The following is a 19,447-nucleotide window of genomic DNA, read 5'->3' as shown; positions in this document are numbered from 1 at the left end:
CTCGCATATCGAATCCGTGCCCTGTCCAGGCACGGACGGCGGGCCTACGTTCGCGGCCACTTCCTCCACTCGCCGCAGCCCGCGACCTGCGGCTCAAGGCCCTCCGGAGCCCGCCATGGAACACCCCGCGATCAAGCCCTCCCGCCGCACCGTCCTCAGAGGCCTCGGAGTCTCCGCTGTGGCGGCCTCCCCGATCCTTTCCGCCTGTTCCTCCGGCCTCAAGGGCTCGGGCAGTCCGACCGGCGACACCATCAAGATCGGTTACGTCAGCCCGCGCACCGGCGCCTACGCGGCCTTCGCCGAGTCCGACGCCTACATTCTCGAGCAGGTGCGTGCCTTCTTCGCCAAGGGGATCACGCACGACGGCAAGAAGTACGACGTGAAGATCCTGGACCGCGACACGGGATCGGACCCGCAGCAGGCGGCCACCATCGCGGACGAGCTGATCTCCCAGCAGCAGGTCGACCTCGTCCTCGTCACCGCGACGCCGGACACGATCCACCCGGTGGCGGCCAAGTGCGAGAGCGAGGGCGTGCCCTGCGTCTCGACCATCGAGCCCTGGCAGGCCTGGTTCTTCGGGCGCGGCGGCACGCCGAAGAAGACCTTCACGTACACGTTCCACTTCTTCGACGGCATCGAGCACCTGGCCAGGGTCGAGAGCGACATGTGGCGGCAGCACGACACCAACAAGAAGGTCGGCGTGCTGTGGCCGAACGACTCCGACGGCAACGCCTTCCGGGACAAGACCACCGGATACCGCTCGCAGCCCTCGACCAAGGGCTTCACGTTCGTCGACCCGGGTTCCTACGAGCCCGGCACCAAGGACTTCTCGTCGATCATCGCGAACTTCAAGAAGGAGGGCGTCGAGATCCTCGCCGGCGTGCCCTCGCCGCCCGACTTCTCGACGTTCTGGACGCAGGCCGCACAGCAGAACTTCAAGCCCAAGGTCGCCACCATCTCCAAGGCCATCCTCTTCGAGTCGACGGTGGCCTCCCTGCCGAACAACCTCGGCAACGGGCTGTGCACGGCGAGCTGGTGGGTGCCGCAGTTCCCCTTCACCTCCACGATCACCGGTCAGACCGCCACCGCACTCGCCGACGACTACGAGAAGTCCCCGCTGGCGAAGGGCCGGACGTGGAACCAGGGCCTCGGCCCCAACCACGCGCTGTTCGAGGTGGCCAACCACGTCCTGCGCAACACGAACCCCAAGGACCGCGAGGCCGTCGCCGCCCAGATCGCGAAGACCAGCCTCGACACCGTCCTCGGCCACCTCTCCTGGACCGGCGGCGGTCCGGCCAACCCGGTCAAGAACGTCGCCACCATCCCCATGGTCGGCACCCAGTGGATCAAGGGGAGCGGTGACGCGTTCGAACTGAAGGTCGTCAGCAACAGCTTGATGCCGATGGTCAAGACCGACGCGAAGGCGGCGGAACTGTGACCGCTCCACTCCTCGAAGTGGACCATCTCGCCGTGCACTTCGGCGAGTTGCGGGTCCTGGAGGACGTCGAGCTGACCGTCCCCCGCGGGCAGGCGGTCGGCATCGTCGGCCCGAACGGCGCGGGCAAGTCCACCCTGCTCAGCGCGATCTCGGGCGTCGAGCGCGCGACCGCCGGCTGCGTGCGGCTCGCGGGCCGCGATGTCACCCGCACCTCCGCGGCGCAGCGATGCCGGCTCGGCGTCGGCCGCTCCTTCCAGATACCGCGCCCCTTCGGCGACCTGACCGTGTTCGAGAACGCACTGGTCGGCGCCGAGCGGGGGGCCCGGCTGCGGGGCGGCCCCGCCCGCGAGCAGGCCCTGCGCGCGCTGGAGACCGCCGGGCTGCTCCACCTCGCCAACAAGCCCGCCGGCTCCCTGCCCCTGCTCGGCCGCAAACGGCTGGAGCTGGCACGGGCGCTGGCCACCGGTCCCGACCTGCTGCTCCTCGACGAGATCGCGGGCGGCCTCACCGAGGCCGAGGCGGAGGAACTCGTCGCCACCGTGCTGTCCCTGAAGGAGTCCGGCGTGACGATCCTGTGGATCGAGCATGTCGTCAAGGCCCTGGTCCAGGTCGTCGACCGGCTGGTCTGCCTCGCCTACGGGCAGATCCGCGTCGACGGCGACCCGCACGAGGTACTGGCCAGCGACGAGGTCGCGGAGGTCTACCTGGGAGGTACGGCGGCATGAGCACGCTTCTGCGAGTCGACTCCGTCGACGCCGGATACGGCGACTTCCAGGCCTTGTTCGGCATCGACCTCGACGTGGCCGAGGGTGAGCTGCTCGCCCTCGTCGGCGCCAACGGAGCGGGAAAATCCACCCTGTTGAAAACCATCGCGGGAGCCCTGAAGCCCTTCCGCGGCACGATCGGCCTGGCCGGTGAGGACGTCACCGCCGAGCCGGACATCCGCCGGGCCCGCAAGGGCGTCTGCCTGGTCCCGGAGGGCCGTCGGCTCTTCCCGTCGCTCACCGTCGAGGAGAACCTCCAGGTGGGCGCCGCCACCGGGCGCAAGGGCCCCTGGAACCTGGCCAAGGTGTACGAGACGATGCCGCTCGTCGCCGACCGCCGTACCCGCAAGGCGGCCCGGCTCTCCGGCGGTGAGCAGCAGGCCGTCGCCATCGGCCGCGCGCTGATGGGCAATCCGCGTCTGCTGCTCCTCGACGAGGTCTCCCTGGGCCTCGCCCCGCTCGTCGTGGACCAGCTCTACACGGCGCTGCCCGGTATCCGTGCCGAGGGCGCGACCGTGATCCTGGTCGAACAGGACCTGAACCGCACGTTCGCCGTGGCGGACCGCATCGCGTGTGTCCTGGAGGGCCGGATCGCGCTGACCGGCACGGCGACCGGACTCACCCGCGACCAGGTGACCGCCGCGTACTTCGGCACCGGCGCCTTCCCGGAGGTGAAGACCCCATGACCTGGCTCAACGCAATCCTGCAGGGCGTCCTGCTCGGCGGCATCTTCGCCATGGCCGCCGCGGGCCTGTCCCTCGTCTTCGGTGTGATGCGGATCGCCAACCTCGCCCACGGGGACCTGATGATCCTCGGCGGTTACGTGGCCTCGGTGACCGCGGCGCACTACGGCGTCCCCGTCCCCGTCACCATCGTCGTGTCGATGGTCGCGGTGGGCGGGCTCGGCTACCTGGTCCAACGCTCCATGCTGGACCGGGCGATGGGCATCGGCGAACTCGCCCCGATGCTGGTCACGTTCGGCATCTCGGTCATCATCCCGAACGTACTGGTCCAGTTGTTCAGCAGCGACGCACAGCCCCTGCCCATCGGCTCGCTCGGCACCGCGAGCATCGACCTGGGCGGCGGCCTGGCCGTCGGCTGGTTCCCCCTGATCACGGTAGCGGCGGCGGTGGCGGTCCTCGTCTCCCTCCACCTCTTCCTCTTCCGCACGCAGCCCGGCCGTATCGTCCGGGCCACGTCCGACGACCGCGCGGTGGTCCGCCTGATGGGCGTCGACAACCGCCGCGTGTACGCCCTGACCTCGGTCATCGCCTTCGCGACGGTGGCCCTGGCCGGTGTCCTCTACACGATGCGGCAGGGCGGAGTCACCCCCTTCGAGGGTCAGCTCACCGTCCTGTTCGCCTTCGAGACGGTCATCATCGGCGGTCTCGGCTCGCTGTGGGGCACGCTCGCGGGTGGCGTGGTGCTCGGTGTGGCCCAGTCCGTCGGCGCCCAGATCTCCCCGGACCTTCCCCTGCTCGCGGGGCACGTGGTCTTCCTCCTGGTCCTGGTGTTCCGCCCGCAGGGCCTGTTCGGCAGGAGTGTCCTCGCATGACCGTCCAGACAGCCCCCGCCCCCGAGGCGACCGCACTGCCGGCCGTACACCGGGGTGGCCGAGCGACCGCCCTGGGCCTGGCAGGAACAGCCGTCGTCCTCGTGACGATGGCGGCCCTCCCCTACGTCGTCGAATCGGGCGTCACGGCCCAACTGGTCAAGCTCTGCTACCTGGTGGCCCTGGCCTCGATGTGGAACCTGCTCGCGGGGTACGCGGGCATGATGTCCATGGGCCAGCAGGCGTTCATAGGCCTGGGCGCCTACCTGTTGTTCGTGGTCAACGACCACGGCGTGAACGTCTACGCGGGCACGCTCGTCGTCTCCGCCGTGGTGGCGCTGCTCGCCTGGCCGGTGTCGTACCTCGCCTTCCGGCTGCGCGGCGGCTACTTCGCCGTCGGCACCTGGGTGATCGCCGAGGTCGTCCGCCTGATCGTGGTCCGCTTCCACTCCCTGGGCGCGGCGAGCGGACGCACCCTCTCGGACGTCACCGCCGATCCGGTGCTGCGACGCGCCTTCACCTACTGGCTGGCGCTCGCCGTCATGGCAGCGACCGTGCTCGGCACCTACGCCGTCCTGCGCAGCCGCCTCGGCCTGAGCCTCCAGGCCATCCGCGACGACGACACCGCCGCCGGCTCCCTCGGCGTGAACGTCACGCGAGGCAAGCGGATCATCTACATCACGGCGGCTGCCGGATGTGCCGCCGCCGGTGCGGTGATCTGCGTCAACAGTCTGGGGGTGGCGTCGCCGACGCAGATCTTCGGGGTGCAGTACTCGGCCCTGATGGTCTTCATGGTGATCATCGGCGGCATCGGCACGATCGAGGGCCCCGTCGTCGGCGCGATCGCATACTTCCTCCTCGACAAGTACTTCGCGCAGAGCGGTGTCTGGTACCTGATCGTGGTGGGCGCGGCGGCCATCGTGGTCTCGCTGTACCTGCCGCGGGGGCTGTGGGGGACGCTGGCGCACCGCACGGGATTCGCCGTTTTCCCCGTGCGCCATACGGTCCGGTTGTAGACCCGGCATCAGGAAGCACGGTGATGATGACCCGGCAGTGCGGGGCGTGTGCCTTGATCTCCCGCGCCGTACGCAGCGCCTGTTCGAACTGAGGGCGCGCCCGTACCCGGGTGCTGATCTTCTCACTGAACACCTTGTCGCGCGGGATGCCGTGCGCGGTGAGCGCGTCGAGCCGGGAGTCGAGTTCCTGGCTCAGGTGCGAGCAACGGGCGTACCCGATGCGAATGTCCGCGCCTGGGGTGTCCGCGACGGCTGGGCGGGGGGGCGGGGTGCCGGGCCGCCACGGTTGACCCGGCCCGCGGTCGGCCGGGGTCTGCACCCGCAGCAGCTTCGCGAGACGGGGCACCTTTGTGAACCCACCCGTGTGGTACGCGCCGGCGACCGCGCCGCCACGCGAGCGGCAGGGCGAGCCGGGCTGAACATCACAGCGGGGGCAGGGGTGCAGCTCTACGTCGTCCGCGTCGCTCGGCAAGGGGTCCTGAGTGTCGGCCTGGAATCCTCGCACAACACAAGTCTCAGAAGGGGGTTCGGACCACGTTTACGTGAGAACGGGTTCTGAGAACCGATCGAAGATCGACGGCGGCCCAGCGGCCTTTTGTTGATCTCGCTCGGGCACAGGGTCGTTTGCGAGAGGCCCCACTGATCAAGGACTCGCCCGATCCTCGATCACTCCTCGGCGGTCAACCCTTGCAGTGGGCCGGAGGCCAGGACGCTGGTGACGAAGTTCGCCAACTGTGCCCGCATTCTTTCCCGCGGAATACGCTCTTCTCCGGCCAGGTGCTCGACGAGGTCGGCTCGTGTGGCGGCGAGCAGGGCGTGGGCGGTGAAGTCGCTGTCGGTCAGGCCGGGGATCTGCTCCAGTACGGCTCGGAGCAGGCTGTGCCACCGCTCGTAGTGTTCCGCCCGGTACGGGCTGCTGCTCCCGCCTTCCTCCAGGGCCAGCGCGAGGCGCCGGTTGTCGAGTTTGAAGCACAGGACGGCGTCGAGCAGGGCGGGTACGCGATCCCGCGGTGGGGTCGCTGGCCCCAGGGGTGGTGGGCCGGTCTCGACGGCCTGCCTGATCGGTTCGAGCCGTGCCGCGTACAGTGCGCGGAGCAGCCCGGCGCGATCGCCGAAGGCCCGGAAGAGTGTGCCCTTGCCGACGCCGGCCGCAGCCGCGACGTCGGCCATGGTGACGTCTTCGGGACTTTCACGGCGGGTGAAGAGGGCGTCGGCGGCCGCGAGCACGGCATCCCGGTTGCGAATGGCGTCCTTGCGAGACGACTGGCGTTCGGGCATGGCGCTCCTTCCATTTACAAAACGGACCCGTGGTCCATATCGTTGAAGCGGGCCCAGGGTCCGGATTCTGTGACTGGAGGATACCCATGTCCGCACCGACCTCCCCGGCGGATCTTTACCGCCACAGCCTGCGACTGCTTCTCGACAAGGACATGCCCGCGTGGGTCGCCCTGTGGGCCGAGGACGGCCTCATGGAGTTCCCCTTCGCCCCCGACGGCTGGCCCCGGCGTCTGGAGGGCAAGGAGGCCATCGCCGCCTACATGCGCCACTACCCCGACCACATCGACCTGCACGACTTCCCCGACCTGCGGATCCACCAGACCACCGATCCGGCGACCATCGTGGTCGAGATGCGCGGTGTCGGCCGCCTAGTGGAGAGCGATGCTCCCTTCGACATGACCTACATCGCCGTCGTGACCGTTCGAGACGGACACATCACTTCCTACCGCGACTACTGGAACCCCCTCGCCGTCCAGGAACCCGGCGCCGACTTCGCCGGGAGCAGCCGATGACCACCGCCGGCACCACTCTGGTCATCGGAGCCACCGGCACCACCGGCAGCCGCACCGCCGCACAGCTGACGGCCACGGGGCACCGCGTCAAAGCCGCCAGCCGCCGGGCCACCCCGGTCGCCGGCACCGAGCCGGCCCCCTTCGACTGGTACGACCCCACCACCCACGCGGCCGCCCTCGACGGCGTCGACCGCGTCTACCTCATACCGCCCCTGGGTGACTCCGACCCCGCGGCAATCGTGCTGCCGTTCCTCCATCAGGCCCGCACCGTCGGCGTGCGCCGCGCGGTGCTGCTGAGCTCCTCGGCCATCCCCGAGGGCGGCCCGGCGGTGGGAACGGTGCACCAGGCCCTGCCCGATCTGTTCGAACAGTGGGCGGTACTGCGGCCCTCGTGGTTCATGCAGAACTTCACCGGCACGCACGCGCACGCTCGCAGCATCCGCGACGAGGGCATCATCTGGACCGCCACCCAAGGGGGCCGGGTCGGCTTCGTCGACGCCGAGGACATCGCGGCCGTGGCCGTCCGCGCTCTGACCGACGAGCAAGCCCCCAACACCGATCTCGTCCTCACCGGACCCGAGGCACTCCGCTACGACGACATCGCCGCGATTATCACCGAGGTCACCGGTCGGGCCGTGGTCCACCGCCGTCTGTCCTACGAGGAGATGCGCGATCGCCTCACGACGCAGGTGCCGGTGGAGTTCGCCGCAATGCTGGCCGGCATGGACCGTGCCATCGCCGGAGGGGCGGAGGACCGCATCACCGACACCGTCCAGCGCCTCACCGGTCGGCCCCCGCACACCTTCCAGGCCCTCCTCGAGAGGGAGATGCGATGCGGCAGCTGATGTTCCAGGACGATCAGCAGTTCTGGTTCGAGACCCTGCCGGCTCGGCCGCCACCGTTGGACCATCGAACGCACCATGTCCTGGCTCGCCGGATGCCGACGCCTGCACCGTCGCGTTGTTGCACATGCCGTAGCGGCATGTGGTGGGGTCGGGGCACCACAGCACGAAAGGCTCTGCCTGCGATGTACCCCTCCCTCACGCCTCCCCGGCAGGTCAAGATCGGTGATGCCGCTGCGTTCGCCGGGATCACTCCACGCGCCATCCGCCACTACCACGAGATCGGTCTGCTGCCGGAGCCCGAGCGCGGTGGGGACGGCCGCCGCCGCTACGGCTATGACGACATGATCCGCCTGCTGTGGATCCGCAAGATGGCTGATGCCGGTATCAGCCTGGACGACATGCGGACCGCCTTCGGCGAAGCCCGGGGCGAAGCTGGAGACGAAGCCCTGGACCACGCCCCGGATATCGAGTCGGTCCTGAGCAGGCTGGAGGAAACCTTGGCGGCGCAGGAGGCCGCCGTCAAACGTCGGCGCGCGGCTGTCCAGCGCCTGCAGGCGGTGGGCAGCCCGCTGGGGCTGCTCTCCGAACTGGTCACGGACCGGCTCAGCCACCTGCCCCCGGGCGCGTTGCGCCCCTCCGATCTGGACGCCCTGCTGGTCACGGAACGGATCTTCGGGCCGCTGGGCGCCGCCATCCAGGCCGGCACGTTCATCGTGCTGGCCACCCACCCCGGCCTGCGGGCCGAGGAGGACCGTCTTGAGGCGGCCGAGGCCGCTCTCGACGACGGCGTCGAACCCGACGACCCGCGCGTCGAAGAGCTCGCCGTACAGCGATGCGCTCACCAAATGGCCCTGAATCAGGCCATCGAGGCAGCTGGTCTCGACGCGGCCGAGGAGAAGATCTTCGAGATCTACGACGCCGACCTGAAAGGGGAGGAGGGCACAGAGATGAGTGCCGCCGCAGCGATCACCAAGATGCCCTACGACTTCTCTCCTGCCCGGATGCGCTGCGTGGAACTCGCCGGACGACTCTTCGGCGAGGCCCTTGCCGACGCCCACTCCGCGGACAGTTGATCGCCCGTGCCTGGCACTGACGTGGCCCGACAACCGGTCACGTCCATCCGCATGTGACCGGTCGGGTCAGACGTCGAGCCCGGGACGTAGCCAAGAGTGACATCACAACTGGCCGTGCGTGGGGATTCCGAGCTGGCCGCTGACACCAGTCTGCGGTTGCAAAGCCAGCACCTCCCAATCGCCATGTCGACGCCGACCACCGCCCTGTGGTCGCGAACGCACCTCGGGCACCACCCGCTGGAACAGTTCCCCCGACGCATCCGGCACCAGCCGCACCACGATCGCCACCACGACCGACAGACCGGCGATCCCATTGCGATGACGTCCAAGAGCACGAACGCCGGGCCGTGGCCCTGCGCAACCGGCAGGCCGCCGCCCGGCACGCCCTCGTCCGGGCCGCCATCATGACCGCCAACCGAGCCGAACTGCACAGCGAACGCTGGCTCGGCGCCCGCACCCGCCAACGCGTCGGCCGCGAGATCCTCGACCTGGGCAACCTGGAGAACGAGGCCCTCGGCATCGAACTCGGCTACCGCTACGACAGCTCACCCGTCGTCTGCCCCGACACCGCACCCGGCGCCAGGGCACCCCGCCGGACGATGGACGAATACGTCCCCAGCACCTGGCCGGGCGCACGGCCGCCGAGCGTCCTGCTGGCCGACGGCACCGCACTGTTCGACCTCTTCCACTCGGCCGGCTCCACCCTGCTGCGCTTCGCCGACCACGACGTCACCGCGCTCACCGACGCCGCCACCGAACGCGGCGTCCCCCTCAAGGTCGTCGACGTGCGAGACCCGCACGCCCACGCCCTCTGCGAACGGGACCTGGTCCTCGTACGACCCGACCAGCACATCGCCTGGCGCGGCGACACCGCGCCCACCGACCACGGCTACTGGCCGTCGTCGCCCACGGTGGGCACGATGATCCCGCCGAGCTGGCGCTGCGACGGGGTGGCCGAGGTCCGCTTCGGGAGCACGACCGCCGCGCTGGGCATGCCGATGCACATGCGGGAGGTCTACCTGGATGAACAGAACGTCTTCGAACGGGTCCTCGGACAGGTCACCGGCCCGGGCTGCGGACGCTGGTGGACCGACGGACACGACGACGCCGTAGGCCATCGCACGGTTCTGCTGCTGCGCCGGCGCCGGGGCGTGGGCGGCCGTACCTTCCGGCGATTCGTCCACGACCGCATCGGCCCTGCGCTCCAAGAGGCCGCCGCGCAGGATCTGCGGACGTACAACCTTCCTGCCGTGGTCGCGGTTCGTGCACCCCACGCTCGGCGTCTGTCACGACAACCCGATCTTCCGCCGCTATCACGCGAGCGTCGTCGTCTGGCAACGAGGTTGAACTCACGAGCAGCGGATTCGGTCCGCTCAGACGAAGTTGACGACCCGACAGGGCAAAATGAACGTTTCCGCAGGTCAGGGACCTGAACAGGTGGGGCGGGTGGGACTCGAACCCACGGCCGACGGATTATGAGTCCTTTGAGGATCTTGGCGGCCCTTGCCCATCCTTGCTCATTCGTGACGTTCTTGCAGGTCAGATGGGGTAAGCCGTGTCGGCATCCCTTCGTCCTTGTCGGTCTGTTCCTATCCTTGCGTCCCGAACGCGTCCCGAACGCGCCGAGGACGGACGGACTCAAGGGTCGCGGAGACCGATCCCGCCGGCTCAGGAGAAGGTCTCGAACTCGCCCACAGCGTTGCCTTACCGACGTCCATGAGGTTGGCGACCGAGAGGGAGAGGTTCTCGACAACTGTGGGCCCCGGACCGGGGCCCACAGTCACGAATCAGGCGGTGCCGTCCGCCGGGAGGGCCGGGAGGATCCGGCTCCTGCCACCGCTCACCGCGAAGTACAACGAGCCGGAGACGATGACGCCGATGAACCAGCTGTAGGGCCCGAGCGCCCCGCTGTAGCCAGCCGGCCCGTAGACCGGGAGGAGGCTGGAGAAGACCGCGCCGACGGCTGCTGCGGCGAAGGCTCGGATGTTCCAGCCTCCCTGGAAGCGGAACTCGCCGTTCTCCCGGTAGAGCGCCGGGACGTCGATCCGCGCCTTGCGGATCAGGTAGTAGTCCACGATGATCACGCCGAAGATCGGGCCCATGGTCGAGCCGATGGCGTTGACGAAGCTCGGCGCGTTGTCCCACGGGTGCAGGGGGTAGAGCAGGAGCGCGATGGCGGCGGCGATCAGGCCTCCGCGCCGGAAGTCGATGTACTTCGGGGCGACGTTGGCGAAGTCGAACGCCGGGCTGACGAAGTTCGCGACCACGTTGATGCCCAGCGTGGCGACCGCGAAGGTCAGGGCGGCCAGCAGGACGAGGAAGACGCTGTCGAACTTGGCCGAGATCTCGGCAGGTTCAAGGATCACCTGACCGTAGACCTTGCTGGCTGCCGCAGTGGTGAGGGCGGCGACGAACGAGAAGAGGATGAGGTTGACCGGCAGCCCCCAGATGTTTCCCTTGCGCAGCGTCTTCTCGTCGGGCACGAATCGCGCGAAGTCGCCGAAGTTGAGCACCAGAGCCGCGAAGTAGGTGATCCACGTCGCCGCTATCGCCGCGATTGCGGCCAGCGAGCCGGGGGTCACGCTCAGGCCCGTCGAGCTCTTGGCGAGCACGGCGAGATCCTTGGCCGGCATGTCGACCGAGAAGGACAGCGCGCCGGCCTTGACCGAGAGAGCGACGGCGAGGACCAGCATCATCAGCCAGACGACCGGCCCGGCGAAGTCCTGGAATCGGCGCACCGTCTCCATTCCCTTGCTGATGATCAGCAACTGGGCGGCCCACACACCCAGGAAGCACATCACCTCCAGGCCGCTGTGCCCGAGCAGGTGGGTGGTCTCGTGGAAGTGTCTGGGGCCGCTGTATCTGGTGAGGAACGCGACGATCGCACCGGCCGCCGCGCTGGTCTGCGCCCCGTACCAGAAGGTGGCGACCACCGCCCGCACCAGCGCCGGGACGTTTGCGCCGAAGGTGCCGAACGAGGCCCGCGCGAGCACCGGATACGGCACACCGGTCCGCACCCCCGCCTTGCCGATCAACGTCATCAGCCAGTAGACCACCAGCGAGCCGACACCGATCCCGATGACGAACTTGAAGGCATTGCCGGCGACGAGGAACAGGCTGGCGGCCAGGAAGTAGCCGTAGAGACTGTGTACGTCCGAGGTCCAGACATTGAAGATACTGAACGCCCCCCACTTCCGCTCGGTGGCGGGGGCCAGGTCCTCGTTGTAGAGGCGCGGCGAGTACTCCGCCAGGACCGGGGTCGGGGTGGGGGTGGGGGCTGTGCTCTCTGTCGCCGTCACGCTTTCTCCTTGCTGAGCTGACCTGCAGAAGCACCTGTGCGCCTCCGCAGCCGCAAACCAGGTGCCAGACGACATACATGGAACGAGCAGCGTATTTCCTCTCGATTCCGGACATGTAAGCGTCTCATCAATGCCGGAAGTAGAATTTCGCATGACGGAATAACTGTCGCGGCGCCGGAGGCCGGTCCATCGCAGGACGCGATCCCGTCCACGCCACCACTGCCGCCGAGCGGCGACCGGGTAAACAGGTAAGGAGAGGAGCCCGGCCATCGCGGAGGACGGCCGGGCGTGGTCGGCTTTGGGTTCGGCACCGGCCATCGAACGTCGACGGCAACGGCTGCTGTCTGTCGCAGCGGCCCCGCGCAGCGGTCCCGAAGCGCGGGAGCCACTGGAAGGTCAGCGGTAGAGCCGTGTCCGCGAGGCTCCACCAGTTGCCAGCCGTGCCGGTCGCCGTCACCCGGACGTAGCGGGCGCTCGTGAGCTGGAGGTCGACGTTGGTGAGCTGTCCCGTGCCTGTTCCCATGGCCGCGGTCTGCCAGATGGTCCCGTCGTCGCTGCCGGAGCGTCCGCCACCACGATCCCGTCGGCCACAACAGCCACGGCTCAGCTGAATCCGGAGCAACGCCCCCTCGCAGGCCCTTCCTGTTCCTTGCGTCCTGCCAGCGTCCCGAATGCCGCGCCAGCCCGCCGGACAGGCGGCGCTCGTGCTCTATCTCGCCGTCCAGGCGGCGTGGGCGTACACCACCTGGGCGGTCACCCTCGTCCCGGCATCGGCCCCCGGGGCGGCATCCCGCTGGTCCTGCTGAACCGGGTCCGCGGGACCCTCGACTGGTGGGACCCGGAGTTCCTGGACCACCTCGCCGCCGCCCACGACGTGATCGTGTTCGACAACGTCGGCACCGGCTACACCACCGGCACCGCACGCGACTCGGATCAGGCTCGTGCGTCTCGCTGCTGCACTTCCTTAAGGACTCCCGCCACCGTCACGAAGTCGTTGTCCACATGGAGAACGGTGTGCCCATGGTGTACAGCTGTCGCACACACCAACAGATCGATCGCCCCAGCCGCCCGATGCTGGCCCTGCTGGGTCAGTTTGTACTGGGCGGTGTCGACCCAACGCCAGGCGTTCTTCGGAACCGGAGAGAGCAAGCAGAGCGCGTCCAGTTCCTCTGCGAGCTCATCCCGATGGGACGGGCTGGTTGCCGAGTAGAGAAATTCGGCACGTGTCGGCTCGCAGAGGTGGAACACCCCTGCGGCAATGTGTCCCTCCCATGGCCGCAATGCGCCTGGGGTGCGAAACAGGTGCCACAGAGCCGAGGTGTCCACCAGATACGTGATCACTCGAAGGCCTCGCGTCGCGCGCGCTTCTCCGCGTCATGCGCCGCCGCGGCCTGCTCGAACTCTCCACGCGCACCCCGCGCGGCCAGCTTCTCCGCAGCCTCAAGCCGCTTGATCCGCGCCACGTAGTCGCGAAGGGCCGCGTTGACGGTCTCCTTCTTCGTCGTGACACCCATGAGCCGCATGGCCTCGGCCAGCGCCTCGTCGTCGAGATCAATCTGCGTGACGGACATCGGACACCTCTAACATCCACGATGTATGTACCCAAGATACATCACCAACATTAAGCGCAACCATCGATCACAAACAGACCACGCGGGGGAAGCGCGCTGGATGTCGGGGCGTTCCCATGGGCCGCTTCCCGCCACGGGGCGAGCCGACGGAGACCTGCTCGACGTCGACACGAAGCACTGCACAGGCACCATGCCTGACTTGACCGGAATCAGCGTCCAGAAATTCGCCCAGGCGATCATGAAATCATGATCAACACGGTGCCGCCAGGACTCTCAGACTCTCGCCCCGACCAGGGAAGTGCCTGGTCAGAGGGTTTCCCCTCGCATAGCGAAGAGTGGGGCGGGTGGGACTCGAACCCACGGTCGATGGATCATGAATCCTTTGAGGATCTTGGCGGCCCTTGCCGATCAGCGTCTGTTCGTGGCTTTTTTGCTGGTCAGGCGGGGTGCACCGTGTCTCCGCGCCTCCGTCTTTGTCGGTCTGTTCCTGTCCTTGCGTCCCAACTGCGTCCCGACACCGCCTGCGGACGGCCGGGGACACCGGGCTGTCGGACGATCACTCCAGCTCGGAGGTGGGTTTCGATCCCGTCCGCAGCGGATTGCCATTCCAATGCACGGAAGCTCCGCCTCGACGATCGAGGCGGAGCCTCTGCGCCCCCCGTCGAAGGGCAGGGGCAGACCCGGCCTACGGCCTGTGAGGCACCGTCGGGGATGTCGGCGACCGCCTCGGCGGCGGTGTCGCGGACTTTGTACAGTGCAGCCTTTTGCAGGCGGTGGCGGGGCAATGCGCGTTTCGTGAGGTAGGCCGACGCCGGTCAGACCTGGGTGTGCAGGGGGCCTGAGTTGTAGGTGATCGCGTCGGTGAACGCCTGGGGCAGGTCGAAGGGGTGGCCGGTGGTGTCGGCGTAGGCGCGGTGCAGGTTGAGGACGATGCGTTCCGCGTCAGGCAGGTCGGCGAATGGGCCGAGGTGGCAGGTGCGCGCCGCTTGCAGGGGTGTGAGGCCGTCGCGCAGGCCGGCCTGGGCTGTGGTGTGTACGAGTCTCTGTCGCGGACCGGTTTCGAGTGAAACGAAACCCGGACCCGAGCCCGGAATGAAGATCCACCATCCTGACTCCTGCTGGTCAGCAGGGCTGGCGTGATGTCTCGGCGGGGTACTTGTGCTGGTCGGGCGGGAGATCGTTAGCACGTGATCGTCCGTCACAGGCGGCCTCGGGGATTCCCGGGCCGGGGCGGCGGCCTCCCGCATAGGTTCCGCGGTGGGAGGGATGTGCATGACGGACGTGCTGACGTGGACGGTCGAGCAGCGGGTTGAGCTGGAGGAACGGGCGGAACTGCTGCGCAAAGAGCAGGCCGGGATCGAGACGCGGCTGACCCGGCTGGAGGCCGCCGAGGTGGTGTTCGGGCAGTTGGGCCCAGCGCCGGCCGTCGCGAAGCGTTGAGCGGCCCGTGGGGGTTTCGTGGTGCCGTGTGCGAACGACGACTTGTCGGTAACTCCCGTAGCAGCCCCGGGGTGATCGACCTTCCGCTGTCCGTTCCTGATCCCTGTGTCCCATCAGCGTCCCAACTCGGGAGCTCACCAGCCGGACAAACAGCCCGCCACGTATGCACGAACCCATGGACCCATCCACCGGTGCAGGTCAGAAGGGTGTCAACCATCGCGCAGGGAACCATCATTGAAGTCACGAGCAGCGGATTCAGCCCGTTGGCCCAAAGTCCTGAATCCGCACGCCCGCTGAGACGTTTCCGCAGGTCAGGACCCTGCAAGGGTGGGGCGGGTGGGACTCGAACCCACGGCCGACGGATTATGAGTCCTTTGAGGATCTTGGCGGTCCTTGCCGATCATTACCGATTCACGCCGTTCTTGCAGGTCAGACGTGCTGATCCGTGTCAGCCCTGTGCAGTGCTTGTCGGTCTGTTCCTGTCCTTGTGGCCCCTCAATGGCCCCTGAGAGCCTTTGAGTCAGACGCTTACCACAGCAGTAGCCGCGTTCGCCCAGTTCAGCCAAGAGGATCGAACCCTCGCACAGCGGATTTCCCTTCCAACGCGCCGAGGCTCCGCCCCTCTACTCGGGGCGGAGCCTCTGTAGCCATTTCCGCAGGCCAGACGTTGTCTCGTCAACTTATCCGGCTCAGCCGCCATCTTCCAGAGTGAGCTGGAGAGATCGGACGGGCTGCGGCTTCAGGCGCGCTGTGTGGAGGATGAACCCTCCGCCGGGGGGCTCTCCCGGCTTCGTGTCGGTCGAAGGGCGGATCGGAGTAGTGGCGGAGCGGCCCGCTGGCGTCGAACCATCCCTCGGGGTACGTCGCAGCCGGTGGTGTCCCGCACTCTCGGACTGCTGCGACGGTGACGAACCGCTCCCACACGGTCTCCGCCTCCAACAGCTCGGCCTGGAGGACCTCCACCCGCTGCCGCGCAGCACGCTCCCGCTCTTCCAGCAGCCCCATCACCGACGGCATCCGATACCTCCGCGAAGAGACGACGGATCGAAGCGATCTGCGGGGTACGCCGCCTCCGCCACGAGGGCGTCGTAGATCGGAGTGTCCCGGAAGGGGGCGGAGTAGTAGCCGTCGCCATAAGTGGAGCGGGGGCAGATCATGGCACATAAGTTGAGCCCACGATGTGCGGGTTGGGGATCCCGGTAAGAGGGGTGTTTTCCGTGTCGGCAGCGGCACGGGATCCCTAATGCGAGCGAACTTGGCAAAAAGGGAGAGCTACCCGTGCTCGGATCGCGTAAAGGCCCAGTTCTCGGCGGGTTACCGGGGGTTGGCCGACGGTGTCCCTTCCTGCACTCCTCATGGGAGTTCGCTGTCCTGGGGAATAGGTTGTGCGGGTAGGAGTGACACACAAACAGCCACAACCGGCAGTGATAGCACGCGCGTTCGGCACAGCCGTGGGCGTGTCCCTCCGTGTCGGCACCAACCGACACACTGTTCCCGGCGGCCTATCGGCACCGCCGCCTACATGGCGGCGGCCCCCTGCTCGCAACAGGAGGCCACCGACTTCGACAGCAAGAACCGCCAACCAGAAGGAGGTCACGATTCCTACCGACAATGAGCCTACGGGCTCCCACCGTCAAAGCAACCCTGACCAGCGCCTCGACGGCCCTCCACTCGGCGCGAAACCGCAGAACAGGCGCCTGAGCCCGGGCTGGGCGCAGGCCCGTCGGCTGCTGGAGACCGCGAGTGACGAGTTCGTACGACTGACCGTGAAGGCGTCCACGACGGGCCTGACCGCGTTGGCGGTCTACTGGTTCGAACGCCGTTGAATCGGGCCGGCTGGGAGTGCCCGAGGTGCTCCCAGCCGGGGCCCCTTGCCAGAGAGTTCAAAGAAGGAGTACGTACAACGGGGACAAAGTCGACCCCGTCCCCGACTGGGTGGTGAACCGAACCCGGGGTCCGCGCACCCGATGGACCAGTCTGGTGGAGTACTTCTCTGTCCGCGTTCCGGAGGGTGGTGTAGTGGCGCTGGCGGCCGATGGCTCCGGTGGCGTTGCTCACGGCGCTCCGGAGGGAGCGCGGCGCGGGCCGCGCTCCCTGGTCGAGGGCTACGTGGTCAGGTGGAGCTGGCCTTCGGGCGGCGCTTGGGGGTGCGGCTGCGGGGGCGCCGTTTCGTGGTGGAGCTGGTCTCGGCTGCGGGTTGGGCATCCGCCTCGCCGCTGATCTCGCCGGAGGGCTTCGGCTCCGAGGCGGAGTCGGGCTCGGCGCTCGAGGGCTGCGTGCCTTCCGGTTCGGGTTCGGGCTCTTCGGCGGATGCCGGATCGCCCTCCTGGGCCTCGTCAGCGGTGGGGCTTTCGGGCTGCTGGTCGCCGTCGGGCGCTGGGGGTGGATCGGTCTCGATCGCCGGGTCGTTGTCGGCGACGGGGCCAGGTTCGGTGTCGGTCGCGGGCTCGGCGTCTTCACCGACACCGGACGGCGTCGTGTGGGCTTCGGGGCCGCAGTCGCGAAGCGAGGTGCCCGTGGCCGGCGGGGCTTCATCTATCACCTGCGAGAGTGCGCTCTCGAACAGGTCTATCCATGGCCGGTGGCCGACGTAGCGGGGTTTGCAGTCGAAGGCGGGGAGGAGGTGGTCTTCGAGGGTTCGCAGGATGATGAGTTCCGGATCTTCGTCGGCTTCGGTGACGAGGGTGGTCGCCTTGTTGTAGCGGTGCCCTTCGGTCAGGCGTGCGGTGAGTTGCGCTTCGCGGAGGGCACGGTCGGCCAGGGTGGCGTCTTCGGGGAGCGGGGGTGCGGCGCTGCCGGTGATCCAGAGTTGGACGGTGGTTCCGCCGAAGATGGGGCGGAAGCTGATGCCTCGTCCGTCGCTGTAGACGAGGTGGGCTGCGCCGTCGGCGGGCGCTGCGGTGTCGATCGCCCAGTCGCCGCCGAGGCTTTGGGCGAGGTTGGCCGCGGCTTCTCGGACTGCGGCGTCGGTGATGAGCATGTGTGGTTCTCCAAGAGGTCTGCAGGTGAAGCGGGGGCCCGCCCCTGCCGGGGCGGGCCCGGTGTGGTTATGCGGGGCGTACTTCGTCGCCGTCGTCGAGGAGCATCGAGAGGGTGGAGCCGCTGTCCCAGCTCACGGAGAGGATGGAGAGGCTGGCGTCGAACCGGTGGACGGTACCTTCGTCGCCGGGCTTGAGTTCGGTGTGCGAGTCGGTGGTGTGTACGAGGGCGATGCGGTCGCCCTTTTTGTAGGTCATCTGCGCTCCAGTCGTGATGTGTTGTGGAAGTTGTGGTGCGCCGCCGGGTGACGGGGCCGTTGGTGGCCGCCTGCTAGGCGTCGTGGTCGCATGCCTCGGTAGGGCAGGCTCCGCAGTCGAAGCAGTGGTCGCAGGCGCAGGCGCCGCAGCCCGGCTCCTGGCACCGGACGTCGTGGCTGCGGCAGTACGGGAATGTGAACGGTGGCTTTTCCATGACTCCCCTCCCCTTCTGGTTCTATTCTATATGCATTCGGGGTGGGGTTCAAGATCGCCTAAGGCGATTTTCGCAGGTCAGGCCGCTACATCGCGTATCAGGGCTTCGACCTTTTGGATGGCCGCGAGGAAGACAGCCTGCGAGTGCAGTCGATCGCGCCGTTCCAGGGACTCCAATGCCTCCCGGGCCGCCCTGGCGGGCACGTTGCCTTCGTGCAGGGTGTCGCCGCACCCGATGAGTACGTGCGGGCCGAGGTCCCAGAGGATCGCGTTGACGGCGGCACCCGCTGCCGCGAGGGAGTCGATGTCCGTCAGCGACCATCCGAACTGGTGCGGGTCGATGCCGCGTTCACGCATGACCTGTACGGCTGCGCGGTACATGCCACCGGTTCCGCCGGCGGGCTCGTCGAACTTCATGCCGGGCTCGAGCGGCATATCGTCGAGCAGCATCCTGGCCATCAGGTAGGCGACGTCCGGCGGCGTGTGTATCTCCGCGAGTGCATCGTGAGCGCCCTCGGAGCGCATGACGGCAAGCAGGGTTCCGATCACGTCGGTGGTGGAGCGGACGTCGGGGTCATCGCTTGCGGTCAGGTGCAGCAGCCCGTTGGTGAGCGCCGCCTCAACGACGGCTCGTACGGCAGTAGCTCGCCGAGCATCGGGCTTCTCGTCGTCGACCCACTTGTGGAGAGGTGTGGCTCGGTCGATGAGGTCGGGTCGCATGATCCACATGCGGGCCCAGCACTCGCGGAAGGCGGCCAGCAGCTCGGTGTCGTCGAGGCTGAGCCACCAGTCGGCGGCAAGGTGGGCGTCTGGGCCGCGCAGGGGCCACAGGGCGAGCGCGGCGACCGTGCCGATGGGGATTTCGATGCTGCTCCCGCCGTGCGCGTGGTGCCAGGCGTAGCTGACGGCTTCCGCGATCTCGAACGCGTGCGCGTGCGGGTTGCTCTGCGCCGGGCGGTAGTGACCCAGCTTGGGCTTGACGACCGCCAGGGAAGGGCGAGGCGCGGCGGCGGGCATGGTCACGGGCGCGGGGGCCGGCGGTAGGTCGGTGAGGTACTTGCGGGTCGGGGCGGCAGGGGTGGGCGGCGCGGGTGGCTGGTCTGGCTCATCAAGGGCGGCGAACAGATCGAGTTGGCTCATGCTGGTCCTCCTGGCTCGTAGGTCTGAGTACGGCGTCCGTGTCGGCCTGCGGGGGCGCAGGCCGACACGC

General features: G+C 68.2%; 20 protein-coding genes and 2 pseudogenes. 11 read left to right on the top strand and 11 right to left on the bottom strand.

Annotated elements, in window-relative coordinates; translation table 11 throughout:
- Window positions 1-115: 115 nt before the first annotated feature.
- From OHS82_RS29040 to OHS82_RS29020, 5 genes are read left to right on the top strand one after another with little or no spacing between them, the layout of a single operon-like run.
- A complete protein-coding gene (locus tag OHS82_RS29040) occupies window positions 116-1,438 on the top strand; it encodes an ABC transporter substrate-binding protein (protein ID WP_057574805.1) in 1,323 nt (440 codons plus the stop codon).
- Window positions 1,435-2,163 (top strand): ABC transporter ATP-binding protein, encoded by a 729-nt coding sequence (locus OHS82_RS29035; protein WP_057574804.1) that lies wholly within the window; start codon window positions 1,435-1,437, stop codon window positions 2,161-2,163. The genes OHS82_RS29040 and OHS82_RS29035 overlap by 4 nt, the downstream gene beginning before the upstream one ends.
- Window positions 2,160-2,888, top strand: coding sequence for an ABC transporter ATP-binding protein (locus tag OHS82_RS29030; protein ID WP_328434884.1), 729 nt, complete (start codon window positions 2,160-2,162; stop codon window positions 2,886-2,888). Before OHS82_RS29035 ends, OHS82_RS29030 begins: the two co-directional genes overlap by 4 nt.
- Window positions 2,885-3,757 carry a branched-chain amino acid ABC transporter permease gene (locus OHS82_RS29025; protein WP_328434883.1) on the top strand — a complete coding sequence of 291 codons (873 nt, stop codon included), beginning with the start codon at window positions 2,885-2,887 and terminating at the stop codon, window positions 3,755-3,757. The genes OHS82_RS29030 and OHS82_RS29025 overlap by 4 nt, the downstream gene beginning before the upstream one ends.
- Entirely contained in the window at window positions 3,754-4,770 is a 1,017-nt protein-coding gene (locus tag OHS82_RS29020) for a branched-chain amino acid ABC transporter permease (RefSeq protein WP_057574801.1), read from the top strand. The genes OHS82_RS29025 and OHS82_RS29020 overlap by 4 nt, the downstream gene beginning before the upstream one ends.
- Before the next feature lie 70 nt (window positions 4,771-4,840).
- Here OHS82_RS29020 and OHS82_RS43560 read toward each other — a convergent pair.
- Together OHS82_RS43560 and OHS82_RS29010 are read right to left on the bottom strand one after the other, a co-directional pair.
- A pseudogene (locus tag OHS82_RS43560) lies at window positions 4,841-5,275 on the bottom strand (zinc finger domain-containing protein); the annotation flags it as partial.
- A gap of 161 nt (window positions 5,276-5,436) precedes the next feature.
- The gene (locus tag OHS82_RS29010) at window positions 5,437-6,048 is read right to left on the bottom strand and encodes a TetR family transcriptional regulator (RefSeq protein WP_057574800.1); all 612 of its coding nucleotides are present in this window, start codon (window positions 6,046-6,048) and stop codon (window positions 5,437-5,439) included.
- An 86-nt stretch (window positions 6,049-6,134) separates the two neighbouring features.
- Here OHS82_RS29010 and OHS82_RS29005 point away from each other — a divergent pair, with 86 nt between their 5' ends.
- From OHS82_RS29005 to OHS82_RS28995, 3 genes are all read left to right on the top strand, one after another.
- Entirely contained in the window at window positions 6,135-6,560 is a 426-nt protein-coding gene (locus OHS82_RS29005; RefSeq protein ID WP_328434882.1) for a nuclear transport factor 2 family protein, read from the top strand.
- Window positions 6,557-7,405 (top strand): NmrA family NAD(P)-binding protein, encoded by an 849-nt coding sequence (locus OHS82_RS29000; RefSeq protein ID WP_328434881.1) that lies wholly within the window; start codon window positions 6,557-6,559, stop codon window positions 7,403-7,405. The genes OHS82_RS29005 and OHS82_RS29000 overlap by 4 nt, the downstream gene beginning before the upstream one ends.
- Window positions 7,406-7,587: 182 nt before the next feature.
- Window positions 7,588-8,478 (top strand): MerR family transcriptional regulator, encoded by an 891-nt coding sequence (locus tag OHS82_RS28995; protein ID WP_057574797.1) that lies wholly within the window; start codon window positions 7,588-7,590, stop codon window positions 8,476-8,478.
- A gap of 102 nt (window positions 8,479-8,580) precedes the next feature.
- Here OHS82_RS28995 and OHS82_RS28990 read toward each other — a convergent pair whose 3' ends face one another.
- Window positions 8,581-8,769, bottom strand: a complete 189-nt coding sequence (locus OHS82_RS28990) for a hypothetical protein (RefSeq protein ID WP_328434880.1) — start codon at window positions 8,767-8,769, stop codon at window positions 8,581-8,583.
- Between the two features lie 56 nt (window positions 8,770-8,825).
- Between OHS82_RS28990 and OHS82_RS28985 the strand changes: the two genes are divergently transcribed.
- Window positions 8,826-9,911 carry an aromatic-ring hydroxylase C-terminal domain-containing protein gene (locus tag OHS82_RS28985; RefSeq protein ID WP_328434879.1) on the top strand — a complete coding sequence of 362 codons (1,086 nt, stop codon included), beginning with the start codon at window positions 8,826-8,828 and terminating at the stop codon, window positions 9,909-9,911.
- 354 nt (window positions 9,912-10,265) lie between these two features.
- Here OHS82_RS28985 and OHS82_RS28980 read toward each other — a convergent pair whose 3' ends face one another.
- Window positions 10,266-11,777, bottom strand: coding sequence for an NCS1 family nucleobase:cation symporter-1 (locus tag OHS82_RS28980; RefSeq protein ID WP_257233864.1), 1,512 nt, complete (start codon window positions 11,775-11,777; stop codon window positions 10,266-10,268).
- 671 nt (window positions 11,778-12,448) lie between these two features.
- On the opposite strand from OHS82_RS28980, the gene OHS82_RS28975 reads away from it, so the two are divergent.
- On the top strand, window positions 12,449-12,583 hold the full coding sequence (locus OHS82_RS28975) for a hypothetical protein (protein WP_257233865.1): 135 nt from the start codon (window positions 12,449-12,451) through the stop codon (window positions 12,581-12,583).
- Window positions 12,584-12,710: 127 nt separating this feature from the next.
- Here the strand turns inward: OHS82_RS28975 and OHS82_RS28970 are convergent, their stop codons facing one another.
- From OHS82_RS28970 to OHS82_RS28960, 3 genes are all read right to left on the bottom strand, one after another.
- A complete protein-coding gene (locus OHS82_RS28970; protein WP_057574795.1) occupies window positions 12,711-13,118 on the bottom strand; it encodes a PIN domain nuclease in 408 nt (135 codons plus the stop codon).
- The gene (locus OHS82_RS28965) at window positions 13,115-13,348 is read right to left on the bottom strand and encodes a type II toxin-antitoxin system VapB family antitoxin (protein WP_053672219.1); all 234 of its coding nucleotides are present in this window, start codon (window positions 13,346-13,348) and stop codon (window positions 13,115-13,117) included. The genes OHS82_RS28970 and OHS82_RS28965 overlap by 4 nt, the downstream gene beginning before the upstream one ends.
- An 815-nt stretch (window positions 13,349-14,163) precedes the next feature.
- Window positions 14,164-14,550 carry a hypothetical protein gene (locus OHS82_RS28960; RefSeq protein ID WP_328434878.1) on the bottom strand — a complete coding sequence of 129 codons (387 nt, stop codon included), beginning with the start codon at window positions 14,548-14,550 and terminating at the stop codon, window positions 14,164-14,166.
- Between the two features lie 70 nt (window positions 14,551-14,620).
- Between OHS82_RS28960 and OHS82_RS28955 the strand changes: the two genes are divergently transcribed.
- Entirely contained in the window at window positions 14,621-14,788 is a 168-nt protein-coding gene (locus OHS82_RS28955) for a hypothetical protein (protein ID WP_157876249.1), read from the top strand.
- 1,039 nt (window positions 14,789-15,827) lie between these two features.
- Here the strand turns inward: OHS82_RS28955 and OHS82_RS28950 are convergent.
- From OHS82_RS28950 to OHS82_RS28935, 4 genes and pseudogenes are all read right to left on the bottom strand, one after another.
- Window positions 15,828-15,945 (bottom strand): annotated as a pseudogene (locus tag OHS82_RS28950) (DUF6643 family protein); the annotation flags it as partial.
- Window positions 15,946-16,901: 956 nt separating this feature from the next.
- On the bottom strand, window positions 16,902-17,768 hold the full coding sequence (locus OHS82_RS28945) for a hypothetical protein (RefSeq protein ID WP_328434877.1): 867 nt from the start codon (window positions 17,766-17,768) through the stop codon (window positions 16,902-16,904).
- A gap of 67 nt (window positions 17,769-17,835) precedes the next feature.
- A complete protein-coding gene (locus OHS82_RS28940; protein ID WP_328434876.1) occupies window positions 17,836-18,024 on the bottom strand; it encodes a DUF4314 domain-containing protein in 189 nt (62 codons plus the stop codon).
- Window positions 18,025-18,315: 291 nt separating this feature from the next.
- Window positions 18,316-19,377 (bottom strand): hypothetical protein, encoded by a 1,062-nt coding sequence (locus OHS82_RS28935; RefSeq protein ID WP_328434875.1) that lies wholly within the window; start codon window positions 19,375-19,377, stop codon window positions 18,316-18,318.
- Window positions 19,378-19,447 lie beyond the last annotated feature (70 nt).

This window comes from Streptomyces sp. NBC_00425, assembly GCF_036030735.1.
GTDB lineage: Bacteria > Actinomycetota > Actinomycetes > Streptomycetales > Streptomycetaceae > Streptomyces.
This window is presented reverse-complemented; position numbering and strand designations above follow the sequence as displayed.